32 protein-coding genes are annotated in these 16,802 nt (G+C 72.0%); all 32 read left to right on the forward strand.

Annotated elements, in window-relative coordinates; genetic code table 11:
* Positions 1-7 precede the first annotated feature (7 nt).
* The 32 genes from EIY87_RS09180 to EIY87_RS09330 all read left to right on the forward strand — a co-directional run bounded on the left by EIY87_RS09180 (position 8) and on the right by EIY87_RS09330 (position 16,792).
* Complete coding sequence (locus EIY87_RS09180; RefSeq protein WP_125307228.1) at positions 8-769, forward strand: hypothetical protein; 762 nt, start codon at positions 8-10, stop codon at positions 767-769.
* Complete coding sequence (locus tag EIY87_RS09185; protein ID WP_125307229.1) at positions 766-948, forward strand: hypothetical protein; 183 nt, start codon at positions 766-768, stop codon at positions 946-948. Before EIY87_RS09180 ends, EIY87_RS09185 begins: the two co-directional genes overlap by 4 nt.
* The gene (locus EIY87_RS09190; protein ID WP_125307230.1) at positions 945-1,274 is read left to right on the forward strand and encodes a hypothetical protein; all 330 of its coding nucleotides are present in this window, start codon (positions 945-947) and stop codon (positions 1,272-1,274) included. Before EIY87_RS09185 ends, EIY87_RS09190 begins: the two co-directional genes overlap by 4 nt.
* Positions 1,274-1,474 (forward strand): hypothetical protein, encoded by a 201-nt coding sequence (locus EIY87_RS09195; RefSeq protein WP_125307231.1) that lies wholly within the window; start codon positions 1,274-1,276, stop codon positions 1,472-1,474. The genes EIY87_RS09190 and EIY87_RS09195 overlap by 1 nt, the downstream gene beginning before the upstream one ends.
* Positions 1,471-1,884 (forward strand): hypothetical protein, encoded by a 414-nt coding sequence (locus tag EIY87_RS09200; RefSeq protein WP_125307232.1) that lies wholly within the window; start codon positions 1,471-1,473, stop codon positions 1,882-1,884. Before EIY87_RS09195 ends, EIY87_RS09200 begins: the two co-directional genes overlap by 4 nt.
* Positions 1,884-2,612: an exonuclease domain-containing protein gene (locus EIY87_RS09205; RefSeq protein WP_125307233.1), complete on the forward strand. Its 729-nt coding sequence runs from the start codon at positions 1,884-1,886 to the stop codon at positions 2,610-2,612. Before EIY87_RS09200 ends, EIY87_RS09205 begins: the two co-directional genes overlap by 1 nt.
* The gene (locus tag EIY87_RS09210; protein WP_125307234.1) at positions 2,605-2,916 is read left to right on the forward strand and encodes a hypothetical protein; all 312 of its coding nucleotides are present in this window, start codon (positions 2,605-2,607) and stop codon (positions 2,914-2,916) included. Before EIY87_RS09205 ends, EIY87_RS09210 begins: the two co-directional genes overlap by 8 nt.
* Positions 2,913-3,395, forward strand: coding sequence for a hypothetical protein (locus tag EIY87_RS09215; RefSeq protein ID WP_125307235.1), 483 nt, complete (start codon positions 2,913-2,915; stop codon positions 3,393-3,395). Before EIY87_RS09210 ends, EIY87_RS09215 begins: the two co-directional genes overlap by 4 nt.
* On the forward strand, positions 3,392-3,994 hold the full coding sequence (locus EIY87_RS09220; protein ID WP_125307236.1) for a hypothetical protein: 603 nt from the start codon (positions 3,392-3,394) through the stop codon (positions 3,992-3,994). The genes EIY87_RS09215 and EIY87_RS09220 overlap by 4 nt, the downstream gene beginning before the upstream one ends.
* A complete protein-coding gene (locus EIY87_RS09225) occupies positions 3,991-4,644 on the forward strand; it encodes a hypothetical protein (RefSeq protein WP_125307237.1) in 654 nt (217 codons plus the stop codon). Before EIY87_RS09220 ends, EIY87_RS09225 begins: the two co-directional genes overlap by 4 nt.
* Positions 4,644-5,096 carry a DUF6221 family protein gene (locus EIY87_RS09230; protein WP_125307238.1) on the forward strand — a complete coding sequence of 151 codons (453 nt, stop codon included), beginning with the start codon at positions 4,644-4,646 and terminating at the stop codon, positions 5,094-5,096. The genes EIY87_RS09225 and EIY87_RS09230 overlap by 1 nt, the downstream gene beginning before the upstream one ends.
* Positions 5,097-5,149: 53 nt before the next feature.
* Positions 5,150-5,632 (forward strand): DUF6221 family protein, encoded by a 483-nt coding sequence (locus tag EIY87_RS09235; protein WP_125307239.1) that lies wholly within the window; start codon positions 5,150-5,152, stop codon positions 5,630-5,632.
* Complete coding sequence (locus tag EIY87_RS09240) at positions 5,629-5,895, forward strand: hypothetical protein (protein WP_125307240.1); 267 nt, start codon at positions 5,629-5,631, stop codon at positions 5,893-5,895. The genes EIY87_RS09235 and EIY87_RS09240 overlap by 4 nt, the downstream gene beginning before the upstream one ends.
* The gene (locus tag EIY87_RS09245) at positions 5,889-6,092 is read left to right on the forward strand and encodes a hypothetical protein (protein ID WP_125307241.1); all 204 of its coding nucleotides are present in this window, start codon (positions 5,889-5,891) and stop codon (positions 6,090-6,092) included. The genes EIY87_RS09240 and EIY87_RS09245 overlap by 7 nt, the downstream gene beginning before the upstream one ends.
* Complete coding sequence (locus tag EIY87_RS48900) at positions 6,089-6,220, forward strand: hypothetical protein (protein WP_263855608.1); 132 nt, start codon at positions 6,089-6,091, stop codon at positions 6,218-6,220. Before EIY87_RS09245 ends, EIY87_RS48900 begins: the two co-directional genes overlap by 4 nt.
* A 116-nt stretch (positions 6,221-6,336) precedes the next feature.
* Complete coding sequence (locus tag EIY87_RS09250; RefSeq protein ID WP_125307242.1) at positions 6,337-6,600, forward strand: hypothetical protein; 264 nt, start codon at positions 6,337-6,339, stop codon at positions 6,598-6,600.
* A gap of 196 nt (positions 6,601-6,796) precedes the next feature.
* On the forward strand, positions 6,797-7,318 hold the full coding sequence (locus tag EIY87_RS09255; protein WP_125307243.1) for a helix-turn-helix domain-containing protein: 522 nt from the start codon (positions 6,797-6,799) through the stop codon (positions 7,316-7,318).
* A complete protein-coding gene (locus EIY87_RS09260) occupies positions 7,305-8,609 on the forward strand; it encodes a PBSX family phage terminase large subunit (protein ID WP_125307244.1) in 1,305 nt (434 codons plus the stop codon). Before EIY87_RS09255 ends, EIY87_RS09260 begins: the two co-directional genes overlap by 14 nt.
* Positions 8,606-8,824 (forward strand): DUF2829 domain-containing protein, encoded by a 219-nt coding sequence (locus tag EIY87_RS09265; protein ID WP_125307245.1) that lies wholly within the window; start codon positions 8,606-8,608, stop codon positions 8,822-8,824. Before EIY87_RS09260 ends, EIY87_RS09265 begins: the two co-directional genes overlap by 4 nt.
* On the forward strand, positions 8,821-9,093 hold the full coding sequence (locus EIY87_RS09270; protein WP_125307246.1) for an Acb2/Tad1 domain-containing protein: 273 nt from the start codon (positions 8,821-8,823) through the stop codon (positions 9,091-9,093). Before EIY87_RS09265 ends, EIY87_RS09270 begins: the two co-directional genes overlap by 4 nt.
* Position 9,094: 1 nt before the next feature.
* Entirely contained in the window at positions 9,095-9,280 is a 186-nt protein-coding gene (locus tag EIY87_RS09275; RefSeq protein WP_125307247.1) for a hypothetical protein, read from the forward strand.
* A gap of 1 nt (position 9,281) precedes the next feature.
* Positions 9,282-10,841, forward strand: a complete 1,560-nt coding sequence (locus EIY87_RS09280; protein WP_125307248.1) for a capsid protein — start codon at positions 9,282-9,284, stop codon at positions 10,839-10,841.
* A 6-nt stretch (positions 10,842-10,847) separates the two neighbouring features.
* Positions 10,848-11,978, forward strand: coding sequence for a phage minor capsid protein (locus EIY87_RS09285; RefSeq protein ID WP_125307249.1), 1,131 nt, complete (start codon positions 10,848-10,850; stop codon positions 11,976-11,978).
* A complete protein-coding gene (locus EIY87_RS09290; RefSeq protein WP_125307250.1) occupies positions 11,965-12,801 on the forward strand; it encodes a hypothetical protein in 837 nt (278 codons plus the stop codon). Before EIY87_RS09285 ends, EIY87_RS09290 begins: the two co-directional genes overlap by 14 nt.
* Before the next feature lie 10 nt (positions 12,802-12,811).
* Positions 12,812-12,991: a hypothetical protein gene (locus EIY87_RS09295; RefSeq protein ID WP_125307251.1), complete on the forward strand. Its 180-nt coding sequence runs from the start codon at positions 12,812-12,814 to the stop codon at positions 12,989-12,991.
* 24 nt (positions 12,992-13,015) lie between these two features.
* Positions 13,016-13,810 carry a hypothetical protein gene (locus tag EIY87_RS09300; protein WP_125307252.1) on the forward strand — a complete coding sequence of 265 codons (795 nt, stop codon included), beginning with the start codon at positions 13,016-13,018 and terminating at the stop codon, positions 13,808-13,810.
* A 16-nt stretch (positions 13,811-13,826) separates the two neighbouring features.
* Positions 13,827-14,879, forward strand: a complete 1,053-nt coding sequence (locus tag EIY87_RS09305) for a major capsid protein (protein ID WP_125307253.1) — start codon at positions 13,827-13,829, stop codon at positions 14,877-14,879.
* A 5-nt stretch (positions 14,880-14,884) separates the two neighbouring features.
* Positions 14,885-15,211 carry a hypothetical protein gene (locus EIY87_RS09310; protein ID WP_125307254.1) on the forward strand — a complete coding sequence of 109 codons (327 nt, stop codon included), beginning with the start codon at positions 14,885-14,887 and terminating at the stop codon, positions 15,209-15,211.
* 66 nt (positions 15,212-15,277) lie between these two features.
* Entirely contained in the window at positions 15,278-15,712 is a 435-nt protein-coding gene (locus EIY87_RS09315; protein ID WP_125307255.1) for a hypothetical protein, read from the forward strand.
* A complete protein-coding gene (locus EIY87_RS09320; protein ID WP_125307256.1) occupies positions 15,712-16,020 on the forward strand; it encodes a hypothetical protein in 309 nt (102 codons plus the stop codon). Before EIY87_RS09315 ends, EIY87_RS09320 begins: the two co-directional genes overlap by 1 nt.
* Positions 16,017-16,361: a minor capsid protein gene (locus EIY87_RS09325; protein WP_225439791.1), complete on the forward strand. Its 345-nt coding sequence runs from the start codon at positions 16,017-16,019 to the stop codon at positions 16,359-16,361. Before EIY87_RS09320 ends, EIY87_RS09325 begins: the two co-directional genes overlap by 4 nt.
* Entirely contained in the window at positions 16,358-16,792 is a 435-nt protein-coding gene (locus tag EIY87_RS09330) for a minor capsid protein (RefSeq protein WP_125307257.1), read from the forward strand. Before EIY87_RS09325 ends, EIY87_RS09330 begins: the two co-directional genes overlap by 4 nt.
* Positions 16,793-16,802: the final 10 nt, after the last annotated feature.

Below are 16,802 nucleotides of genomic sequence, written 5' to 3' on the forward strand. Positions count from 1 at the left end.
CGGTGGCATGACGGCCGTGCTCAGTGACAACGATGGCGCCCCGACGCCGGTCGGCCGGTTCGAATGGGAGCGGATCCTCCGGCGCATCGCGATGCCGGACGCCCTCGCGCGCCTGGCCTTCACGCTCGCCACCTACGCCGACGCTGACGGCTCCCGTGTCCGCCCTGGCGTCGACCAGCTGGCCGCCGACACCGACAAGGCCCCGCGGAGCGTGAAGCGCCTCCTCGCGGAGCTGAGGGACGGCTACGGGCTCATCGCGCAGATCTCGCGCGGCGGCGGCCGGAACGGCAAGGGCCGGGCCGCGGAGTACCGGTTGGTGTTCCCCGCCGATCTCCTCGAGCGCGTCGAGCTGTCGCCGCTGCCGACCGTTTCAGGGGCCACCCACGTGGCCCCTGAAACCGAACCGTCCCTTGTGGACACACCCGATTCAGGGGCCACCCAGGTGTCCCCTCAACCGGCAGATTCAGGGGACACCCAGATGGCCCCTGAAAACGACTTTCAGGGGCCAGATCCGGCCACTTCGGACGGATTGAGGGGCCAAATTCGATCTTTGACGGGCCAGCCATGCATGGCCCACTACCACCCACGTGACCAACCACCACAAGACGACCACCCACTTGGTCACCACCCGACGCAACCACCGAACGCCCGCGCGAGCCCGACGCCCGCCAAGTGCCCGCACGGACTGCCCAACCACAAGCGCAACGACGGCAAGCCGAGCTGCTTCGCCTGCCGCCGCGGCCTTCCCTCCGGAAAGGAGCCAGCGTGATCCCCAAGACCGACGTCGCGCTCACGCCGGCCGAGCGAGCGCGCTGGGAACTCACGAAGGCCGCCGCGGCGCTCGTGCGCGACCACGGCGTCTCGCCCGACCTCGTGATGCTCGACGCCCGCGAGGGCTGCGACCACGCCGCCAACTACCTCCGCCGCCGAAAGGAACTGGGCCTGTGACCGAGATCCTCGCCGTCCGCCCGTGGGGCAACGGCACCACGATCCACCTGTACAGCGCGGGCTACCAGCCCGGCAAGAAGAAGCGCCACCCGGCCGACGCGGTGCTCTGCAACGGCTTCGGCACCACCCGCAACCGCGACCTCGTGCCGATCTCCGAGGCGCTCGGCTGGACCACGGCCGCGCACCGGCACGACGACGGCTGCGGACACGCGCCCTGGCGCTGGTGCCGGCCGTGCCTCGGCCACGCCGCCGTCCTCGCCGGGATGGCCGACGAGGCCGCCGCGGCGATCGCGAAGCACCTGCAGACCGCGAGCGGTGCGCCGTGATGAGCCACGACCGCACCGGCGACGTCATCGACGACGAGCCGCCCGCGATCCCGACCCACGACCCGCGTTGCGACGGCCGCGGCTGGGTCGACCGCGACGGCGACCCCGCAATCCCTTGCTACGACTGCAAACCCAACCTCCGCCCCGCCGAACTGCGCCGAGCCCTCCTCGACGCCGACAAACGAAGGGAAAACCCATGACCGAGTACACCAAGGTCGTCATCGAGTCCGACCGGCGCGGCCGGATCAACATCAGCTGCGAGGACGACCGCGGCTACGGCCACGGCCACCGCTTGGCCGGCCCGAAGTACGCCGGCGACGACACGCCGCCGCTGGCCCGCGTGGAGCTCGACGAGCGCGACGTGGCGGAGATCCGCTCGTACCTGGCGATCTGGGACGAGATCCACGGCAAGGCGAACGCCGCGCTGCCGTTCACCTCCAACGACGTCGGCAAGCGGATCCGCTTCCCGCACACCGGCAGCGTGGACGTGGTCCTCGCCGTCGACGAGGCCGCCGAGACCCTGACGTTCGCGGTGCCAGACGACCACGACGACAACGCGACCGAGTCGTTCGCCGACCTCGTCGCAGTGGACGCCGAGGTGCTGCGCTGATGACTGGCTGGCACGAACGCATCCTGGTCTCCTTCGACCTGGAGACCACCGGCGTGGACGTCGAGACCGCGCGGATCGTGACCGCTGCGGTGGTCACGATCAACCCGATCGCCGGGTCTGTCGACACCCAGCAGTGGCTCGCCGACCCGGGCGTCGAGATCCCGGAACAGGCCGCCGCGGTGCACGGCATCACGACCGAGATGGCCCGCGCCAGCGGCCGCCCGGCCGCCGAGGTCGCCGCCGAGATCGCCGCGGCCCTCGACGCCGGCTGGCGCGCGGGCGGCACGCTGGTGGTCTTCAACGCCCCCTACGACCTGAGCCTCTTCGGCCACGAGATGGCGCGCCACGGCGTCACGGTCGGCGGCGAGCAGCTGCAGCTAGGCCCGGTCGTCGACCCGATGTGCCTGGACAAGCACTACGACCGGTACCGGCCCGGCTCCCGGAAGCTCACCGCGGTGGCCGCGCACTACGGCATCCAGCTGTCCGAACTGGACGCACACGGCGCCGCGGCCGACGCGCTCGCCGCCGCCCGCGTCGCCTGGAAGCTCGCCCGCTGCTACCCGCAGCTCGGCGCGATGACCCACGAGGAGCTGCACACCAACCAGGTCGCCTGGTACCGCGAGCAGGCCGAGGGCCTGGCCAAGTACTTCCGCCAGCAGGGCAAGGACGACCACGTCCCCACCGAGTGGCCGATCCGCCCGATTCTCGCGGAGGCGGCCCGTGGCTGACGACACCTGCCGCGCCTACGACGTCGACGGCGAGCCCGTCCGCGTCCACGGCGGACAGCCGCTCGACGACGCCGGCCAGGCCGCGCTCGGCGAGGTCGTCCGCGCGGCCAAGGAGAAGCTCGCGACCGAGGACCCGCACCTCGCCGTCCGCCAGGAGCTCGTCATGGCCGGCCTGGCCGCCATCCGCTGCATTCCCGACGGCGAGATCCACACCAAGCACTGCACCATCCACAACGGTGCGCAGGTCAAAGCCCGACTCAGGGCCGCGATCACCGCCGCCCGCACCGCCCTGGAGGCACCGTGACCGACCCGGACACCCGCACCGACGAAGAGGTCCTGGACGACCTGATCCGCGACGACGGCCCGCCCGTCCGCAGCTGGTCCGCGCACCCGCACTTTGAGCGCCTGGTCCCCGCGGCCGAGCCCTGGACGCCGCCCGCGCGCCGGCCCCGCCCGGCGACCGGCTGGCCGAAGACCGGCACCCTCGGCGCCTACCAGACGATGGACGTCGACACCGAGCCGCCCGCCGAGCGCCCGCCGCTCGCCGTGCACCACGTCGCCGCCCAGCTCGCGGTCAGCATCGGCCAGCTGGAGTGGCCGTCGGGCCCGCCGGCGACCGAGGACCAGGCTGCCGCGTTCCAGGCTGTCGAAGACGCGGCCCGCGAGCACCTCGCCGCCCACGCCCAGGCGTACCACCGCAACATCGAGGCCGCCATGCTGGGCATCTCGCCCGCGCCCCGCCGCGGCTGGTTCGCCCGTGCGATCGGCTGGTTCCGCCGATGACCGGGCGCGAGGAGCTCGTCGAGCTGCTCAAGGCCGCCGACACGGCGCGCTGGGGCGGTCCGCAGGTGACGTTCGAGGGCATGGACGTGCCCTACGACCACTTCGCCGACGCGATCCTCGCCGCCGGCTGGCGGCCGACCACCCGATGCGTGAACGACGCGAACGGAGACGGAGACTGCGCCGCCTGCGCGCGCAACCCGGACGCCCCGTGTCGCCAGCCGTTCGCGCCGCTGCCCGACAGCGAGACCGAGGGCCCGTCCCCGTGGGACGCCTACGTCAAGGCGTTCCGCGAGTACCAGGAGACGGACCCGCACGGGGCAGCCGCGCACCCGACGGCGCACCACATGCACGCCCTGGAGGCGGCGCTGCGAGTGGCCACGTCACCGCCGCCCGCGCCTCGGGTGTTCCTCCCGGGCGACACCGTGCCCGCGGGCATGGCGGTAGTGAACCACGTCGGAGGCGTCTGGCGGCACCACGCGGATCGAGTGGTCAAGACCGGCTACGCCCTGGAGATCTTCCTACCGTCCCCGGAGGAGCGCGACCACGTCGCGGCCGCCGCCATCCGGGCCCGCGACGAGGGCAAGGAGCAGCAGCCATGACCACAACCTCCGTCCCGGCGACCGGTCCGCGCGACCGGTCGCGTCCGGCTCTCGCGCGTTCTACGGCCGCGGCGGTGTGCGTCGTCCGCGGCTGCACCCGCCCGGTCTACACCGGCAAGGCGTGCCCCGATTGTGTGACCGAACTCGGCGCGCAGCTGCGCGAGCTCGGCGAGTACCCGCTGGTCCTGCGGCACATGAAGGAACCGGTCCGCGGCGCGGCCGGCCGGGGCTCGCCCGGGTACGGATCGCGGCCGCCGCTCCGGCTCGACGTGCTGGCCGCGCTGGACCCGCGCACGCTGCCGACGCCGGAGGACGACGTGTGGTCGATCTGGGGCACCCTCGACCGGATCGCCGCTTGGATCGCCGCCGAGCGCGGCGAGCAGCCCCGCGGGCTCTGGTACGTCCTCACCCAGCTCCAGTGGGCCGCCGGACAGGAAGAGTTCGGCGACGTCGCCGACGCCATCCAGGAGCTGCACCGGCGAGCGCAGGGCCTGGCGCACGACCGGCCGGAGGCCACGCTCGGCGACTGCACCCGGTGCGGCGGCCAGGTCCTCCCGGAGGGCGCGGGCGGGCGCTGCGAGGTCTGCGCCCGCCCGTACGTCGGGCTCGGCCTGGTGAAGCTCCGCCGAGCCCAGGACGCTGCGGCATGATGGGCGCCGTGGATGACCTGGTGACGTGGCTGCGAGCCCAGATCGACGAAGACGAGCGCGAGCAGGCGTACCTCGTCGGGCGCGTTGGGCGCGCGCTCGCCGACGCTGACCTGGAGACCTACCCGGGCGCGTACGAAGCGCGGAAGGAGTACTACGACGGGCTGGCCGAGACCGCGCTCAAGGCGGCCGGCAGCGACCCGGCTCGCGTGCTCCCCGAGGTCGAGGCCAAGCGGAAGATCATCGAGGCGTACGAACGCGTATCCGGCGAGCAACGCGTGGACGAACGCGCGCTCATGACCGCACTGAAGGCTGGAGCGCTCCGGGACATCCCACAGCGCCAAGAGGCCCACCGTGACACGCTCGGCCGGAGGCGGGGGCTGGAGTTGGCCGTTCGCCTGCTGGCCCTGCCGTACGCGGATCGGCCGGGCTACCTGGAGGCCTGGAGGCCGTAACCGCGGTGCCCGCCGGGTCGCGCTCGGCGGGCACCGCGGCCTACATTCGAGGCATGGCTGACAACGAGCACCACCACGTGCCGACCCGCGAGGTCGTCGGCCTGGCGCCGGTCGACCCGCTCATCGCGTTCTACTGGGCCCGCCTCGACGAAGCCGAGACGAAGGCGCGCGCCGCGGCCCAGACCTTCGGCGGCGCTCCGGATTGGCAGTTCCAGAGGCTGACCGACGACGACTTCGGGACGGACTACTTCCTGCACGTCGCCGACCGCACGATCCCGGCCGCTACCCGGCCCGGCGAAGAGGACACCGGCCCCTTCGTGGCCTCGGAACTCGCCCTCATCGCCGACCGCGACCCGCAGGCCGTGCTCGACGACGTGGGAGCGAAGAAGGCGATCCTCGACGACTACGCGCGGTACTGCGCCGACGTCGACAACCCGGCCCGTGAGCTGATCTGCCAGGTCACCCGCGACGTCATCAAGCGCCTGGCGACCGTCTACGCCGGACACCCCGACTACGACCCCGCGTGGCGACCGTGACCAGCCCGACTGACCCCCCGCGGTTCGAGGTCGGCACGAAGCTCCGCCGCCGGGAGACCGGCACGGTGACCGAGATCGTCGCCGACTACCACCACCACCCGAACGTCATGAAGACCGCGCAGATCACCGACGACCGGTACTACGTCATCGAGACCAACGGGTACCGGAGCGTTGCCTTCCACGGCGTCCTGGCGCAGTACAGCGACGTGATCTACCGCCCCGGAGACGACGAGCCGGCCGAGCCTGACGAGGGTGCGTGGTGAAGCGCGTCCCCGCGCGCCTGGCGGTGCTGCTGCTGCACCAGCAGGCCGACGCGTCCGGCGACGACCGCTACCGCATCGGGCCGGCCACCCTCCGCAAGTGGGTCGAGCGCGGGCACCTCACCCGAGGTGACGGCGGTTACGACCTCGGCGAGCTGCTGGCCTACCTCGAGCGCCGCGATGGTGTGATCGAGGCATGACCGACCAGACCACCGCGCCGCCGAAGTACCCGACCTGCTCCAAGTGCGGCGAGAAGCCCGCCGGGCCCGGCGGCATCCTCTGCCCCGCGTGCCTGACCGCGATCAAGGCCGTGCGGCTGCCGGACTGACCGCGACACCCCCGACCGGGCCCCGGTGCTTGGCCCAGGTGATCACGTGTGTCACGCTTTCTGCGGGCGGAGCTATGCCCATCAGCCGTCATCGGCGCAACCCCCAGGAGCGAGCTGTGGCCTTCTACGTCCGGAAGCGTGAAGCGGAACAGTGGACCGGCGACAACTTCGACAAGGTGCTCGGCGTGCTCAGCCGCCGCGTCGTCGGTCTCAACGCCGGCCAGCCCGTCGAGGCCAACGGCGTGATCACCGTCCCGTCCACGATGGGCGACTTCACCCTCAACGTCGGCGACTGGATCGTCACCGACGACCTCTTCGGCGAGTTCCTGTCCGACGAGGAGTTCCACAAGCAGTACGACCCCGCCCCCGCGCCCGCGTAGGCAGGCCCGCAGCTACCCCTTTGGTGACGCCGTAACCCGGGATCGGCTCCGGGATCACGCAGCCCCCGCCGGGCGCCCTCGGCGGGGGCTGCGCTGTACCCGGGGCTGCCGGGCTGAGTCCGGCAGAGCCCTCGGCCCAGGCCCGCGCACGGGCAGGACGTGGAGGGCAACCCCGAGACCAGCTGGAGGTGATCACGTGGCCAGAGCGCGCCCGATCACCGACGAGGACAAGCGCCGCGTCCGCGACCTCCACGCCGCCGGCGAGTCCCGCAACGCCATCGCGAAGGCCATCGGCCGCTCCGGCGCCACGGTCTCGAAGATCGCCGACGAGCTGGAGCTGAGCTTCGACCGCGAGGCCGTGCGGGCCGCCACCGAGGCCAAGGTCGCCGACGCCCGCGCGCGCCGGGCCGCGCTGATGCTGGACCTGCTCGACGACGCCGCGCGGCTGCGGGCGCAGCTGTGGACGCCGCACACGTACGTCGACCACGGCGGCAAGGACTTCGTCCGCGAGGTCTGGACGCAGCCGGAGCCGACCGCCCAGGACAAGCTCAAGCTGATGCAGGCCACCGCCACTGCGGCCAACACCTCCATGAAGCTGGAGGAGCACGACACCGGCGCCGGCGGCGTCGACGGCGCCAAGAGCATGCTCGGCGCGCTCGCGGCCGGCCTCCAGGCCGCCTACGACCAGCTCCCGCCCGACGGCGATGCCGGGGATTGACCTCTCGCGGGTCACGACGATCCTGAGCCCGAAGCAGATCCGCTCGATCGTCGAGGCCCTCCGCGTCGAGCAGATCGCGGTGTGGTCCGGCGCCGTCCGCTCCGGCAAGACCATCGCCTCCCTGCTGGCGTTCCTCATCGCCGTCTCGGTCGCGCCGGACACCGGGCTGATCGTGATGATCGGCAAGACCCGCGAGACCATCGAGCGGAACCTCATCGAGCCGCTCCAGTCGGTCGCGCTGTTCGGCGTGCTGGCCCGCCAGGTCCACCACACCCGCGGCGCCACCACCGCGACGGTCCTCGGCCGCACGATCCACCTGATCGGCGCCAACGACGTCCGCGCCGAGGACCGCATCCGCGGCATGACCATCGCCCTCGCCTACGTCGACGAGGCGACGCTGCTCCCCCGCGGCTTCTGGATGATGCTGCTCTCCCGGCTCTCCGTCGTCGGCGCGAAGCTGTTCGGCACCACGAACCCCGACGGGCCGGCGCACTGGCTGCGGAAGGACTTCCTGCTCCGCGCCGGCGAAGTCGGGCTGCGCAGCTGGCACTTCACCCTCGACGACAACCCGAGCCTCGACCCGGCGTACGTCGAGCGGCTCAAGCGGCAGTACGTCGGCCTGTGGTTCCGCCGGTTCGTGCTCGGCGAGTGGTGCCTGGCCGAAGGCGCGGTCTACGACATGTGGGACCCGGACCGGCACGTCGTCAAGGAGCTGCCGGTCATCGACCGCTGGCTCAGCACGGGCATCGACTACGGCACCACGAACCCGTTCGCCGCGCTGATCCTCGGCCTCGGCCACCCCGAGCAGGACGGCGCCCGCCGCCTGTACCTCACCCACGAGTGGCGCTGGGACTCCAAGCACCAGCGCAGGTCCTTGACCGACGTCGAGTACAGCGAGCGGTTCCGCGGCTGGCTCGGCGAGCTGCCGCACCCGCAGTTCCCCGCGGCGAAGGGCATCTGGCCGGAGTGGACGGTCGTCGACCCGAGCGCCGCGTCGTTCGTGCAGCAGCTGCACCACGACGGCCTCACGCCCACGCTCGCGCGCAACGAGGTCCTCGACGGCATCCGCACCCTCAGCTCGCTGTTCGCGCGCGACCTGCTCAAGGTCCACGAGTCCTGCGAGGGCTTCATCTCCGAAATCCCCGGCTACAGCTGGGACCCCGACAAGGCCGAGAAGGGCGAGGACGCCCCGATCAAGGCAGCCGACCACTCGCTCGACGGCGGCCGGTACGGCATCCACACCACCGAGGCGCTCTGGCGCCCCTACGTCCAGGAAGGACAGGCAGCATGAACTTCGGCGAAGCCCTCAAGGCGCTGCGGCGCGGCGAGAAGGTCACCCGCGCGGGCTGGAACGGCGCCGGCATGTGGCTCGCGCTGCAGGTGCCCGACGAGCACTCGAAGATGCGCCGCCCCTACATCTTCATGCGCCCCGTCGACGGCGACCTCGTGCCCTGGGTCGCGTCCCAGTCCGACCTCCTCGCCACCGACTGGAGCACCGTCGCATGAGCGAGCAGCAGCCCACCAGCGAGCTGATCGACACGGGCAGCCAGAACGTCACCGGCTACCGCAAGCAGACCCCGGACGCGCTCGACACGGTCAACGAGATCAAGCACGTCGAGGAGGTCGTCGCCAAGCTGTGGCGCTGGGTTCGCGCCCGGCCGACCGTGCCGACCGACCCGCGTCAGCTGGCCCTCGCGCGCACCGCGTTCGAGGAGGGCTTCATGCACCTCAACCGCGCGGTGTTCCAGCCGGTCGACCCGTTCGAAGGCGACTGACGTGGTCCAGCGACGTCGGTACGCCACCCGGGACGAGCTGGCCGCGCTGATGGCCGACCGGATGCGCGGCGAGAACGACATGGACTCGACGTGGGAGGACCACGCGAACGCCGCACTGGATGCCCTCGCCGAGCTGCACGTCCCCGTCGACGCGCTCGTGAAGATCATGGCCGAAGAGGAGATCTGACGTGCCGCTCCCCGACAACGGCACGCCGTGGCCGCCCCCGGAGTTCGCCGACGCGCTCGCCCAGATGCACACCTGGGGCGCCTGGTACTCCGGCAACCCCGACCACCTCTCCCGCGCGTACCAGGCGATCGGCCACCAGCTGGTCAACACCCCGAACGTCCGGCCGAGCCAGCTGCGCGGCGGCGTCGTCGGCACCTTCGCGCGCTGGTTCTGGGGCCAGCCCGTCCCGCCCGGCGAGAAGCGGGTGAAGCTGCACGTCCCGATCGCCGCGGACCTCGCCGCCACGAGCGCCGACCTGCTGTTCTCCGAGCCGATCACCCTCACCACCGAGGACAAGGACAAGGCCGCGCAGGAGCAGCTGGACAAGCTGCTCGACGACCAGCTGCACGCGACGCTGCTGGAGTCCGCGGAGCTGTGCGCCGCGCTGTCCGGTGTGTACCTGCGCGCGGTGTGGGACAAGGAGGTCCGCCCCGAAGGCCCGTGGCTCGCGCCCGTGCACGCCGACGCCGCCATCCCCGACTGGCGCTACGGCCGGCTGACGGCGGTCACGTTCGTGCAGGAGCTGCGCGCCGACACCCGCGTCGTCCTCCGCCACCTCGAGCGGCACGAGCCCGGCAAGATCCTGCACGGCCTCTACGAGGGCACCCGGGAGTCGCTCGGCCGCGCGGTCCCGCTCGACGACGCCCCGCAGACCAAGGGCCTGAAGGACGTCGACACCGGCGTCGACAGCCTCACCGCCGTGTACATCCCGAACATCCGCCCGAACCGGCAGTGGCGGCACCTGCCGGCGTGCGCCCCGTTCGGGCGCAGCGACTTCGACGGCGTCGAGGGGTTCATGGACGCCCTCGACGAGACCTACACCTCGTGGATGCGCGACATCCGCCTCGCCAAGGCGCGGATCATCGTCCCCGAGGTGTTCCTCCAGGACCGCGGGCCCGGCAAGGGCGCCATGTTCGACCCGGACCGCGAGGCCTACGAAGGCCTCGGCATGATCCCGGCCGCGGACGGCAGCACGCAGCTGACGCTGCAGCAGTTCGAGATCCGCGTGGAGGAGCACCAGAAGTCCGCGCTCGACTTCGTCGGCCGCATCGTCACCACCGCGGGTTACAGCCAGCAGACGTTCGGGCTCACCGGCGACGTCGCCGTCACCGCCACCGAAGTCGCCGCGCGCGAGCGGAAGTCGCTCATCACCCGCGACAAGAAGATCAAGTACGTGCGGCCTCAGCTGCAGGCCATCCTCTGGACGCTGGCCAAGCTCGGCCAGGTCCACTTCGGATGGCCGGCCGCGCCGAGCGACGCGCCGACGGTGAACTTCCCCGACGCGGTCCAGCAGGACCCGGCGTCACTGTCGCAGACCCTCGCCCAGCTGGAGGCCGCGCGCGCCGCGTCCACCGAGACGAAGGTGCGGATGCTGCACCCGGAGTGGGACGACACCGAGGTCGGCAAGGAGGTCGCCCGGATCCTCCAGGAAGCCGGCCCGGCCGAGGTGCAGAACCCCGAGACCTTCACCGGCCTGCCGGGCGACGAGCCGCCGGCCGACAAGCCCCCGGCGGAGAAGTAGCGTTCCGTGCCGGTCGACCGGACGCTCGGCGCGGACATCGCCGGGACGATCGCCGAGCTGTACCACGGCCTTGAGGTCCAGCTGGCCGACCAGATCTCCCGCCAGCTGCGCGCGGGCATCGCCGAACCGCCGGACGCCGAGAAGCAGTTGGCCGCGCTCGGCATCCTCTCCCGCGGCGCCCGGTCGCTGCTGAACAAGATCCAGGCCGACCTCACCGGCACCGTCGAGCAGGCGATCGTGCTGGCGTACCACCGCGGCGGCGAGGCCGCGATCGCCGAGCTGGCCAAGCGATCCGGCATGTCCGACGACATGCTGGCCGACCTGCGCCGCCAGCTCCCGCAGCTCGGCGCGATCCAGCGCATGGTGTACGCGCTCACCTCGAAGTTGTTGGGCACGCACGTGCGGATCCTGCGCTGGGACCTCGACGCCTACCGCGAGGTCATGGCCAAGACCATGCTGACCGGCACGCTCACCGGCCGGGAGACCCGGCTCCGGACCGCGCAGCGCGCCTGGGAGGAGCTGCTCGCCCGCGGCATCACGGGGTTCGTCGACAAGAGCAACCGCCGCTGGGAACTCGCCTCCTACGTCGAGATGGCCTCCCGCACCGGCACCGCCCAGGCCGCGGTCCAGGGCAACCTCGACCGGCTCGGCGCAGCCGGGATCGACCTCGTCGTCGTCTCCGACGCCCCGCAGGAGTGCGCGCGGTGCCGGCCGTGGGAGGGCAAGGTGCTCGCGCGCACGGGCGCCCCGGGCCCGCGTGAGGCCCGGGTGCTGCACGGCACCCAGGACTGGCAGGTGACCGTCCACATTGCCGGGTCGGTCACCGAGGCCGTCGCCGCCGGGCTGATGCACCCGAACTGCCGGCACTCGTTGTCCGCGTACCTGCCCGGCGTCACCCGGCTCCCGACCGACACAGCCGACCCCGACGGCGACAAGGCGCGGCAGCAGCTGCGCGTGCTCGAGCGGAAGGTCCGCCGGGCGAAGCTCCAGGCCGCCGGCGCGCTCGACCCCGCCGCGAAGAAGGCCTTCGAGCGCGACGTCCGCGCGGCGCAGGCCGAGATCCGCGAGCACATCAAGACCGCACCCACCCAGCTGTTCCGCCAGCCACACCGAGAGCAAATCGGTGCTGCGAGATGAGGAGTCCACAGTGGCGTTCGACTTCGACGCGCTGAAGCCGGAAGCGAAGCGCGCGGCCTTCGCGCACATGCGCCTCGGCAGCGGCGGCCGGCACAAGAAGCTGTCCGCCAAGAAGAAGGCGTCCGTCGAGCACGGCGGAAAGGCCACCCTCAGCGGGAAGCTGACCTCCCCCGGCAGCGGCTCGCTGAAGGGCAAGCTGTCCCCGGCGGACCACGACAGCGGCGCCGTGCGCGGGAAGCTGCCCGTCGCCAAGGCCCGCCCGGCCGCGAAGAAGGCCGCCCCGGCCGCGAAGCCCGCGGCTGTGCCGGACACCCCGGAGAGCCGGTTCGACGCGGCGCTGACCGAGGACGTCAACAAGCTCACCGGGGGCAAGTACCAGGGCTGGGCTGGGATGGTCGACCTCCGCAAGACCCTCGACGCCCGCGGTCTTTCCCGCGCTGAGCAGGACAAGCAGCTCAAGCGGATGAGCGCCGAGGGAAAGATCAGCATCGTCCCGGAGGACAACCGCAAGGCCCTCCGGGAGGAAGACCACGATGCCGCCATCCACATCGGCGGCGAACCGAACCACCTGGTCACCCTCGCCGACGACCCCAACCGCCCCAACGCCGCGCCGCGGACGTCGGCGCCCGCACCGGCCCCGGCTCCGAAGAAGCCCGCGGCGAAGCCGGTCGAGCAGGACCTCGGCGCCCTCGCGAAGGACTTCGTGGAGATGCACGGCCACGAGAGCGTGGCGCCCCGCATCGCGTTCCTGGAGAAGAAGAAGCGGCTCCTCCCGGGCGAGCGCGCGCAACTGGCCGCGCTCAAGACGCTCGGCAAGAAGTAGGGAGGCCCACGTGGCCGACACACCGAAGCTCGGCTCCGGCACGAGGTTTCGCAAGCTCGTCGCCCAGCTGGCGGCGAAGGGCACCAGCGACCCGAAGGCGCTCGCCGCGTCGATCGGGCGCAAGAAGTACGGCGCCCAGCAGTTCGGGCGACTCGCCGCCAAAGCGGCCAAGTCGCGGAAGTCCGAGTAGACCGTCCAGGAAGGACGTACGATCATGGCAGCAACGTCGAAGGGGCCAGGCGCCCCGCACGACGGGACCGCCCTTCCGGTCCACCCGCGCACCGGGCTCACCGCAGTCGGGATCGTGGCGGGAAAGCCGGTGTGGCCCATCAAGGGCGCATCGCCGGACCACGGCGGCGGGGAACCGAGCGGCCAGGCGCCGCAAGGAGACCAGCCGCCCGCAGCACCGCCCGCGCAGCAGCAGGCACCCGGCCAGGCGCCGGCCGCCCAGCAGCAGGGCACCGACCCGCAGGACATCGCTTCGCTGCCCGAATGGGCACAGAAGCAGATCCGTGACCTGCGGACCGAAAGCGCCAACCACCGCACCGCCAAGCAGACCGCGGCTCAGCAGGCCCAGGCGGCCCAGCAGCAGCGCGACGCGATCCTCAAGGCCCTCGGACTCACCTCCGACGGCGACGACGCCCCGCCCGACCCCGAGGCCCTGGCGGCCCAGGTCACCGACCAGCAGGCGATCAACTGGGAAATCGGTGCGGAGAACGCGATCCTCCGGGTCGCGGGCGCGGCCGGCGCGAACGCGGACGCCCTGCTCGACAGCACGAGCTTCCTCGACAGCCTCGAGGAGTTCATCGCGGACGACCCGAAGTCGGATGCCTTCCGCACGAAGCTGCAGGCCCACATCAAGACCTGGGTCTCCACCCACCCGAACCACAAGGCCACCACGGGCGCCGCCCGCTCCGGTGGCGACCACCCCGGCGGCGGCACGCCGCCCACGATCCAGCGCCCCACCGGCCTCGGTGCGGCCGTACGCCGCCGCATGAGCGGCAGCTGACCCAAGGAGACTGACCATGGCGATCACGCTCGCCCAGGCGAAGGTCAACGTCCAGGACGACGTGACCTTCGCCGTCATCGACGAACTGCGCCGTTACTCGTGGCTGCTCGACCAGATCGTGTTCGACGACGTCGTGAACCCGACCGGCGGCAGCACGCTGACCTACGGCTACACGCGGCTGATCACCGCGGCCGCGGCCGCGTTCCGCGCGATCAACAGCGAGTACGTGGCCGGCCAGGCGACCCGGCAGCGGTTCACCAGCGACCTCAAGCCCCTCGGCGGCACGTTCAACATCGACCGCGTGCTCGCCGCGCTCGGCGAGGCGGCCACCAACGAGGTCACGTTCCAGCTGCAGCAGCTGGTCATCGCCATCAAGGTGAAGTTCCAGACGGAGCTGATCCTCGGCGACACCGCCGTCGACGCCAACGGCTTCGACGGCCTGTCCAAGGCGCTGGCCGGCTCCTCGACCGAGTACGTCCCGAACAGCGCGACCACGCACTACGCGGACTGGTCGCCGGCAACGATCAACTCGGTCGACAAGGCCAACGACGCCCTGGACATCCTGGACGAGTTCCTCTCGACGATCCACCCGTCGCACACCGGCGGCGGCCTGGGCGGCCCGGACGACGTCCCGCCGGGCACGAAGGGCATCCTCGGCAACACCGCGTCCATCACCCGCGTGCGCAGCCTCGCGCGGCGCGCGGGCATGTACACCAACACCAAGGACGACCTCGGCCGCATGGTCGAGCGGTACGGCCCGTGGGTGCTGGTCGACATCGGCGACAGGATGGACGGCTCCGCGCCGATCATCCCGATCGAGACCCGGGACGCGGACGGCGCCGGCGCGGGCGGCAACATCCCCAACCTCACCGACCTCTACGCCGTGAGCTTCGGCCTGGACGCCTTCCACGGCGCCTCGGTCGCGAACTCGCAGCTGGTCCGCACGTGGATGCCCGACTTCGAGCACGCCGGCGCGGTCAAGACCGGCGAGGCCGAGATGGGCCCGGTCACGATGGTCCTCAAGAACTCCAAGACCTGCGGCGTGCTCCGCAACGTGAAGATCCGGTGACCGCGATGACGTGGAAGATCACCACCACCCAGGTCAAGGACTTCACCGGCACGGTCGTCGGCGTGGCGTTCGCCAAGGGCGAGGCCACCACGGACGACCCCGCGGCCCTCCGGTACTTCCGGACCCGCCCGGACGGCTACGACGTCCAGGTCGTCGACGAGGGCCAGGCGCCCGCCGAGCCGCCCGCGCCCCCGGCCGAACCGCCAACGCCGGCCGAACCGCCGACACCAGCCGAGCCCGAGCCGACGCCGGCCGAGCCGGTCAAACCCGAGCAGAAGCCGGCCACCCGCAAGCCGGCCGCGCCGAAGCCCGCCGACGGCACGGCGAAGTGACCGCGGGCCCGGCCGGCACGGGAGACCCGGCCGGGCCCGCTTCCCCACCGACAAGGAGGTGAAACCGTGGTACTCGTCTACGCCACCCGCGACGAACTCGTCGCCTACGCGCCCGCGAACCTGAAGGCCCGCGTGCCGGACGAGCCGGAGGCGACACGGCTGCTCACCTCCGCCTCGCAGGTGATCCGCCGGGCGACGAAGACGGCGATCTACGACACCGACGCCCAGAACTACCCGTCCGACGTGGACATCCGGCAGGCGTTCCGCGACGCCACGTGCGCGCAGGCGCTGTGGTGGACGGAGACCGGCGACGAGACCGGCGTGGCCGGGCAGTTCCAGTCGATGTCCATCGGCTCCGTGTCGCTCTCTCGTGGCTCGGCGAGCGGCGCCGCGGCGGCCGGCGGGCAGCAGCTGGCGCCGAAGGCCGAGACCGAACTGCGCGACGCCGGCGTCCTCGCCGGGTCGATCGTGCAGACCTACCCGTGGGAGGGCTGGTTCTGATGCTCCCGGCCATCCTGCTCCAGCACACCGTGACCATCGAGCCGTTCCAGGGCAACGGCGCCAACGGGCCGGTGTACGGGGCGCCCGTCGTGGTGCCGTGCTTCCGGGACGACAAGCGGCGGCTCGTCCGCGGCGCGAACGGCAGCCAGGTCGTGTCGGAGTCCACTGTGTACTGCCAGCCCGGCACCGTCGCGCCCCCGGAGTCCCGGATCGACCTCGGTACCCGCGTCGCGACCGTGATCACCTCGGCCGACCGCGACGGCGGCACCCTGCCGGTCCCCTCGCACGTGGAGGTGAACTGCACGTGAGCATCCGCGCAGCGGTGAACTGGAACGGCGACCAGGTCGACGAGCGCGCCGAAGCCGCAGCCGAACTCGGTCTCCTGCTCGGCGCCGAGCACGTGCTGCAGGCCTCTCGCGCGGTCGTCCCGCTCGAGGAAGGCACGCTCGAACGCTCCGGCACGGCGACGCAGGAGGGGCTGACGGCGGCGGTGTCGTACGACACGGTGTACGCCCGGTACCAGCACGAGCGGCTCGACCTGCGCCACGCCAACGGCCGCACCGCGAAGTACCTCGAGGGCCCGCTGAACGCCGAGCGCGAGACGGTCGGCGAGATTATCGCGGCCGAGCTGCGGAGGGCCCTCGAATGACCTTCTCCGAAGACCTGCTCAAGGGCCTGGCCGCGTTCCTCGACGCGGCCGGCGTCGGAACGTACCGCGGCGACGGCTCGGCCTACCTGCCGAGCGAGACGGCGATCGTGTTCGCCGCGATGCCGTCCAGCCCCGACCGGGCGATCGTGCTGTCGGACTACCCGGTCGCCGACGACGCGTCCCTGTCGGACTCGGTCGTCGGGATGCAGGTCCGCTGCCGGGGCGGCGCCGACCCGAACGACGTCAAGCACGTCGCCGACGCCGTTTTCGACGTCCTGCACGGCAAGTACGCCTTCGACCTCGGCCCGGTGCACGTCGTCGAGGCGCTGCGCCGCTCCGGTGTCCCGCTCGGTCGCGACGACAGCAACCGGTGGGAGCACAGCGACAACTACTACCTGACCGTCCACAGGCCCTCGGCCAACCGCACCTAGGAGAACGACC

The sequence above is a fragment of the Amycolatopsis eburnea genome, from assembly GCF_003937945.1.
In the GTDB taxonomy this organism is placed as follows: Bacteria; Actinomycetota; Actinomycetes; order Mycobacteriales; family Pseudonocardiaceae; genus Amycolatopsis; species Amycolatopsis eburnea.

Excerpts from the sequence above, each read along its gene's own strand:
- EIY87_RS09180 (WP_125307228.1), top strand. The coding sequence starts at position 8 with ATGACGGCCGTGCTCAGTGACAACGATGGCGCCCCGACGCCGGTCGGC.
- EIY87_RS09195 (WP_125307231.1), top strand. The coding sequence starts at position 1,274 with ATGAGCCACGACCGCACCGGCGACGTCATCGACGACGAGCCGCCCGCG.
- EIY87_RS09200 (WP_125307232.1), top strand. The coding sequence starts at position 1,471 with ATGACCGAGTACACCAAGGTCGTCATCGAGTCCGACCGGCGCGGCCGG.
- EIY87_RS09205 (WP_125307233.1), top strand. The coding sequence starts at position 1,884 with ATGACTGGCTGGCACGAACGCATCCTGGTCTCCTTCGACCTGGAGACC.
- EIY87_RS09220 (WP_125307236.1), top strand. The coding sequence starts at position 3,392 with ATGACCGGGCGCGAGGAGCTCGTCGAGCTGCTCAAGGCCGCCGACACG.
- EIY87_RS09225 (WP_125307237.1), top strand. The coding sequence starts at position 3,991 with ATGACCACAACCTCCGTCCCGGCGACCGGTCCGCGCGACCGGTCGCGT.
- EIY87_RS09230 (WP_125307238.1), top strand. The coding sequence starts at position 4,644 with ATGGGCGCCGTGGATGACCTGGTGACGTGGCTGCGAGCCCAGATCGAC.
- EIY87_RS09235 (WP_125307239.1), top strand. The coding sequence starts at position 5,150 with ATGGCTGACAACGAGCACCACCACGTGCCGACCCGCGAGGTCGTCGGC.
- EIY87_RS48900 (WP_263855608.1), top strand. The coding sequence starts at position 6,089 with ATGACCGACCAGACCACCGCGCCGCCGAAGTACCCGACCTGCTCCAAG.
- EIY87_RS09260 (WP_125307244.1), top strand. The coding sequence starts at position 7,305 with ATGCCGGGGATTGACCTCTCGCGGGTCACGACGATCCTGAGCCCGAAG.
- EIY87_RS09265 (WP_125307245.1), top strand. The coding sequence starts at position 8,606 with ATGAACTTCGGCGAAGCCCTCAAGGCGCTGCGGCGCGGCGAGAAGGTC.
- EIY87_RS09270 (WP_125307246.1), top strand. The coding sequence starts at position 8,821 with ATGAGCGAGCAGCAGCCCACCAGCGAGCTGATCGACACGGGCAGCCAG.
- EIY87_RS09300 (WP_125307252.1), top strand. The coding sequence starts at position 13,016 with ATGGCAGCAACGTCGAAGGGGCCAGGCGCCCCGCACGACGGGACCGCC.
- EIY87_RS09305 (WP_125307253.1), top strand. The coding sequence starts at position 13,827 with ATGGCGATCACGCTCGCCCAGGCGAAGGTCAACGTCCAGGACGACGTG.
- EIY87_RS09310 (WP_125307254.1), top strand. The coding sequence starts at position 14,885 with ATGACGTGGAAGATCACCACCACCCAGGTCAAGGACTTCACCGGCACG.
- EIY87_RS09320 (WP_125307256.1), top strand. The coding sequence starts at position 15,712 with ATGCTCCCGGCCATCCTGCTCCAGCACACCGTGACCATCGAGCCGTTC.
- EIY87_RS09330 (WP_125307257.1), top strand. The coding sequence starts at position 16,358 with ATGACCTTCTCCGAAGACCTGCTCAAGGGCCTGGCCGCGTTCCTCGAC.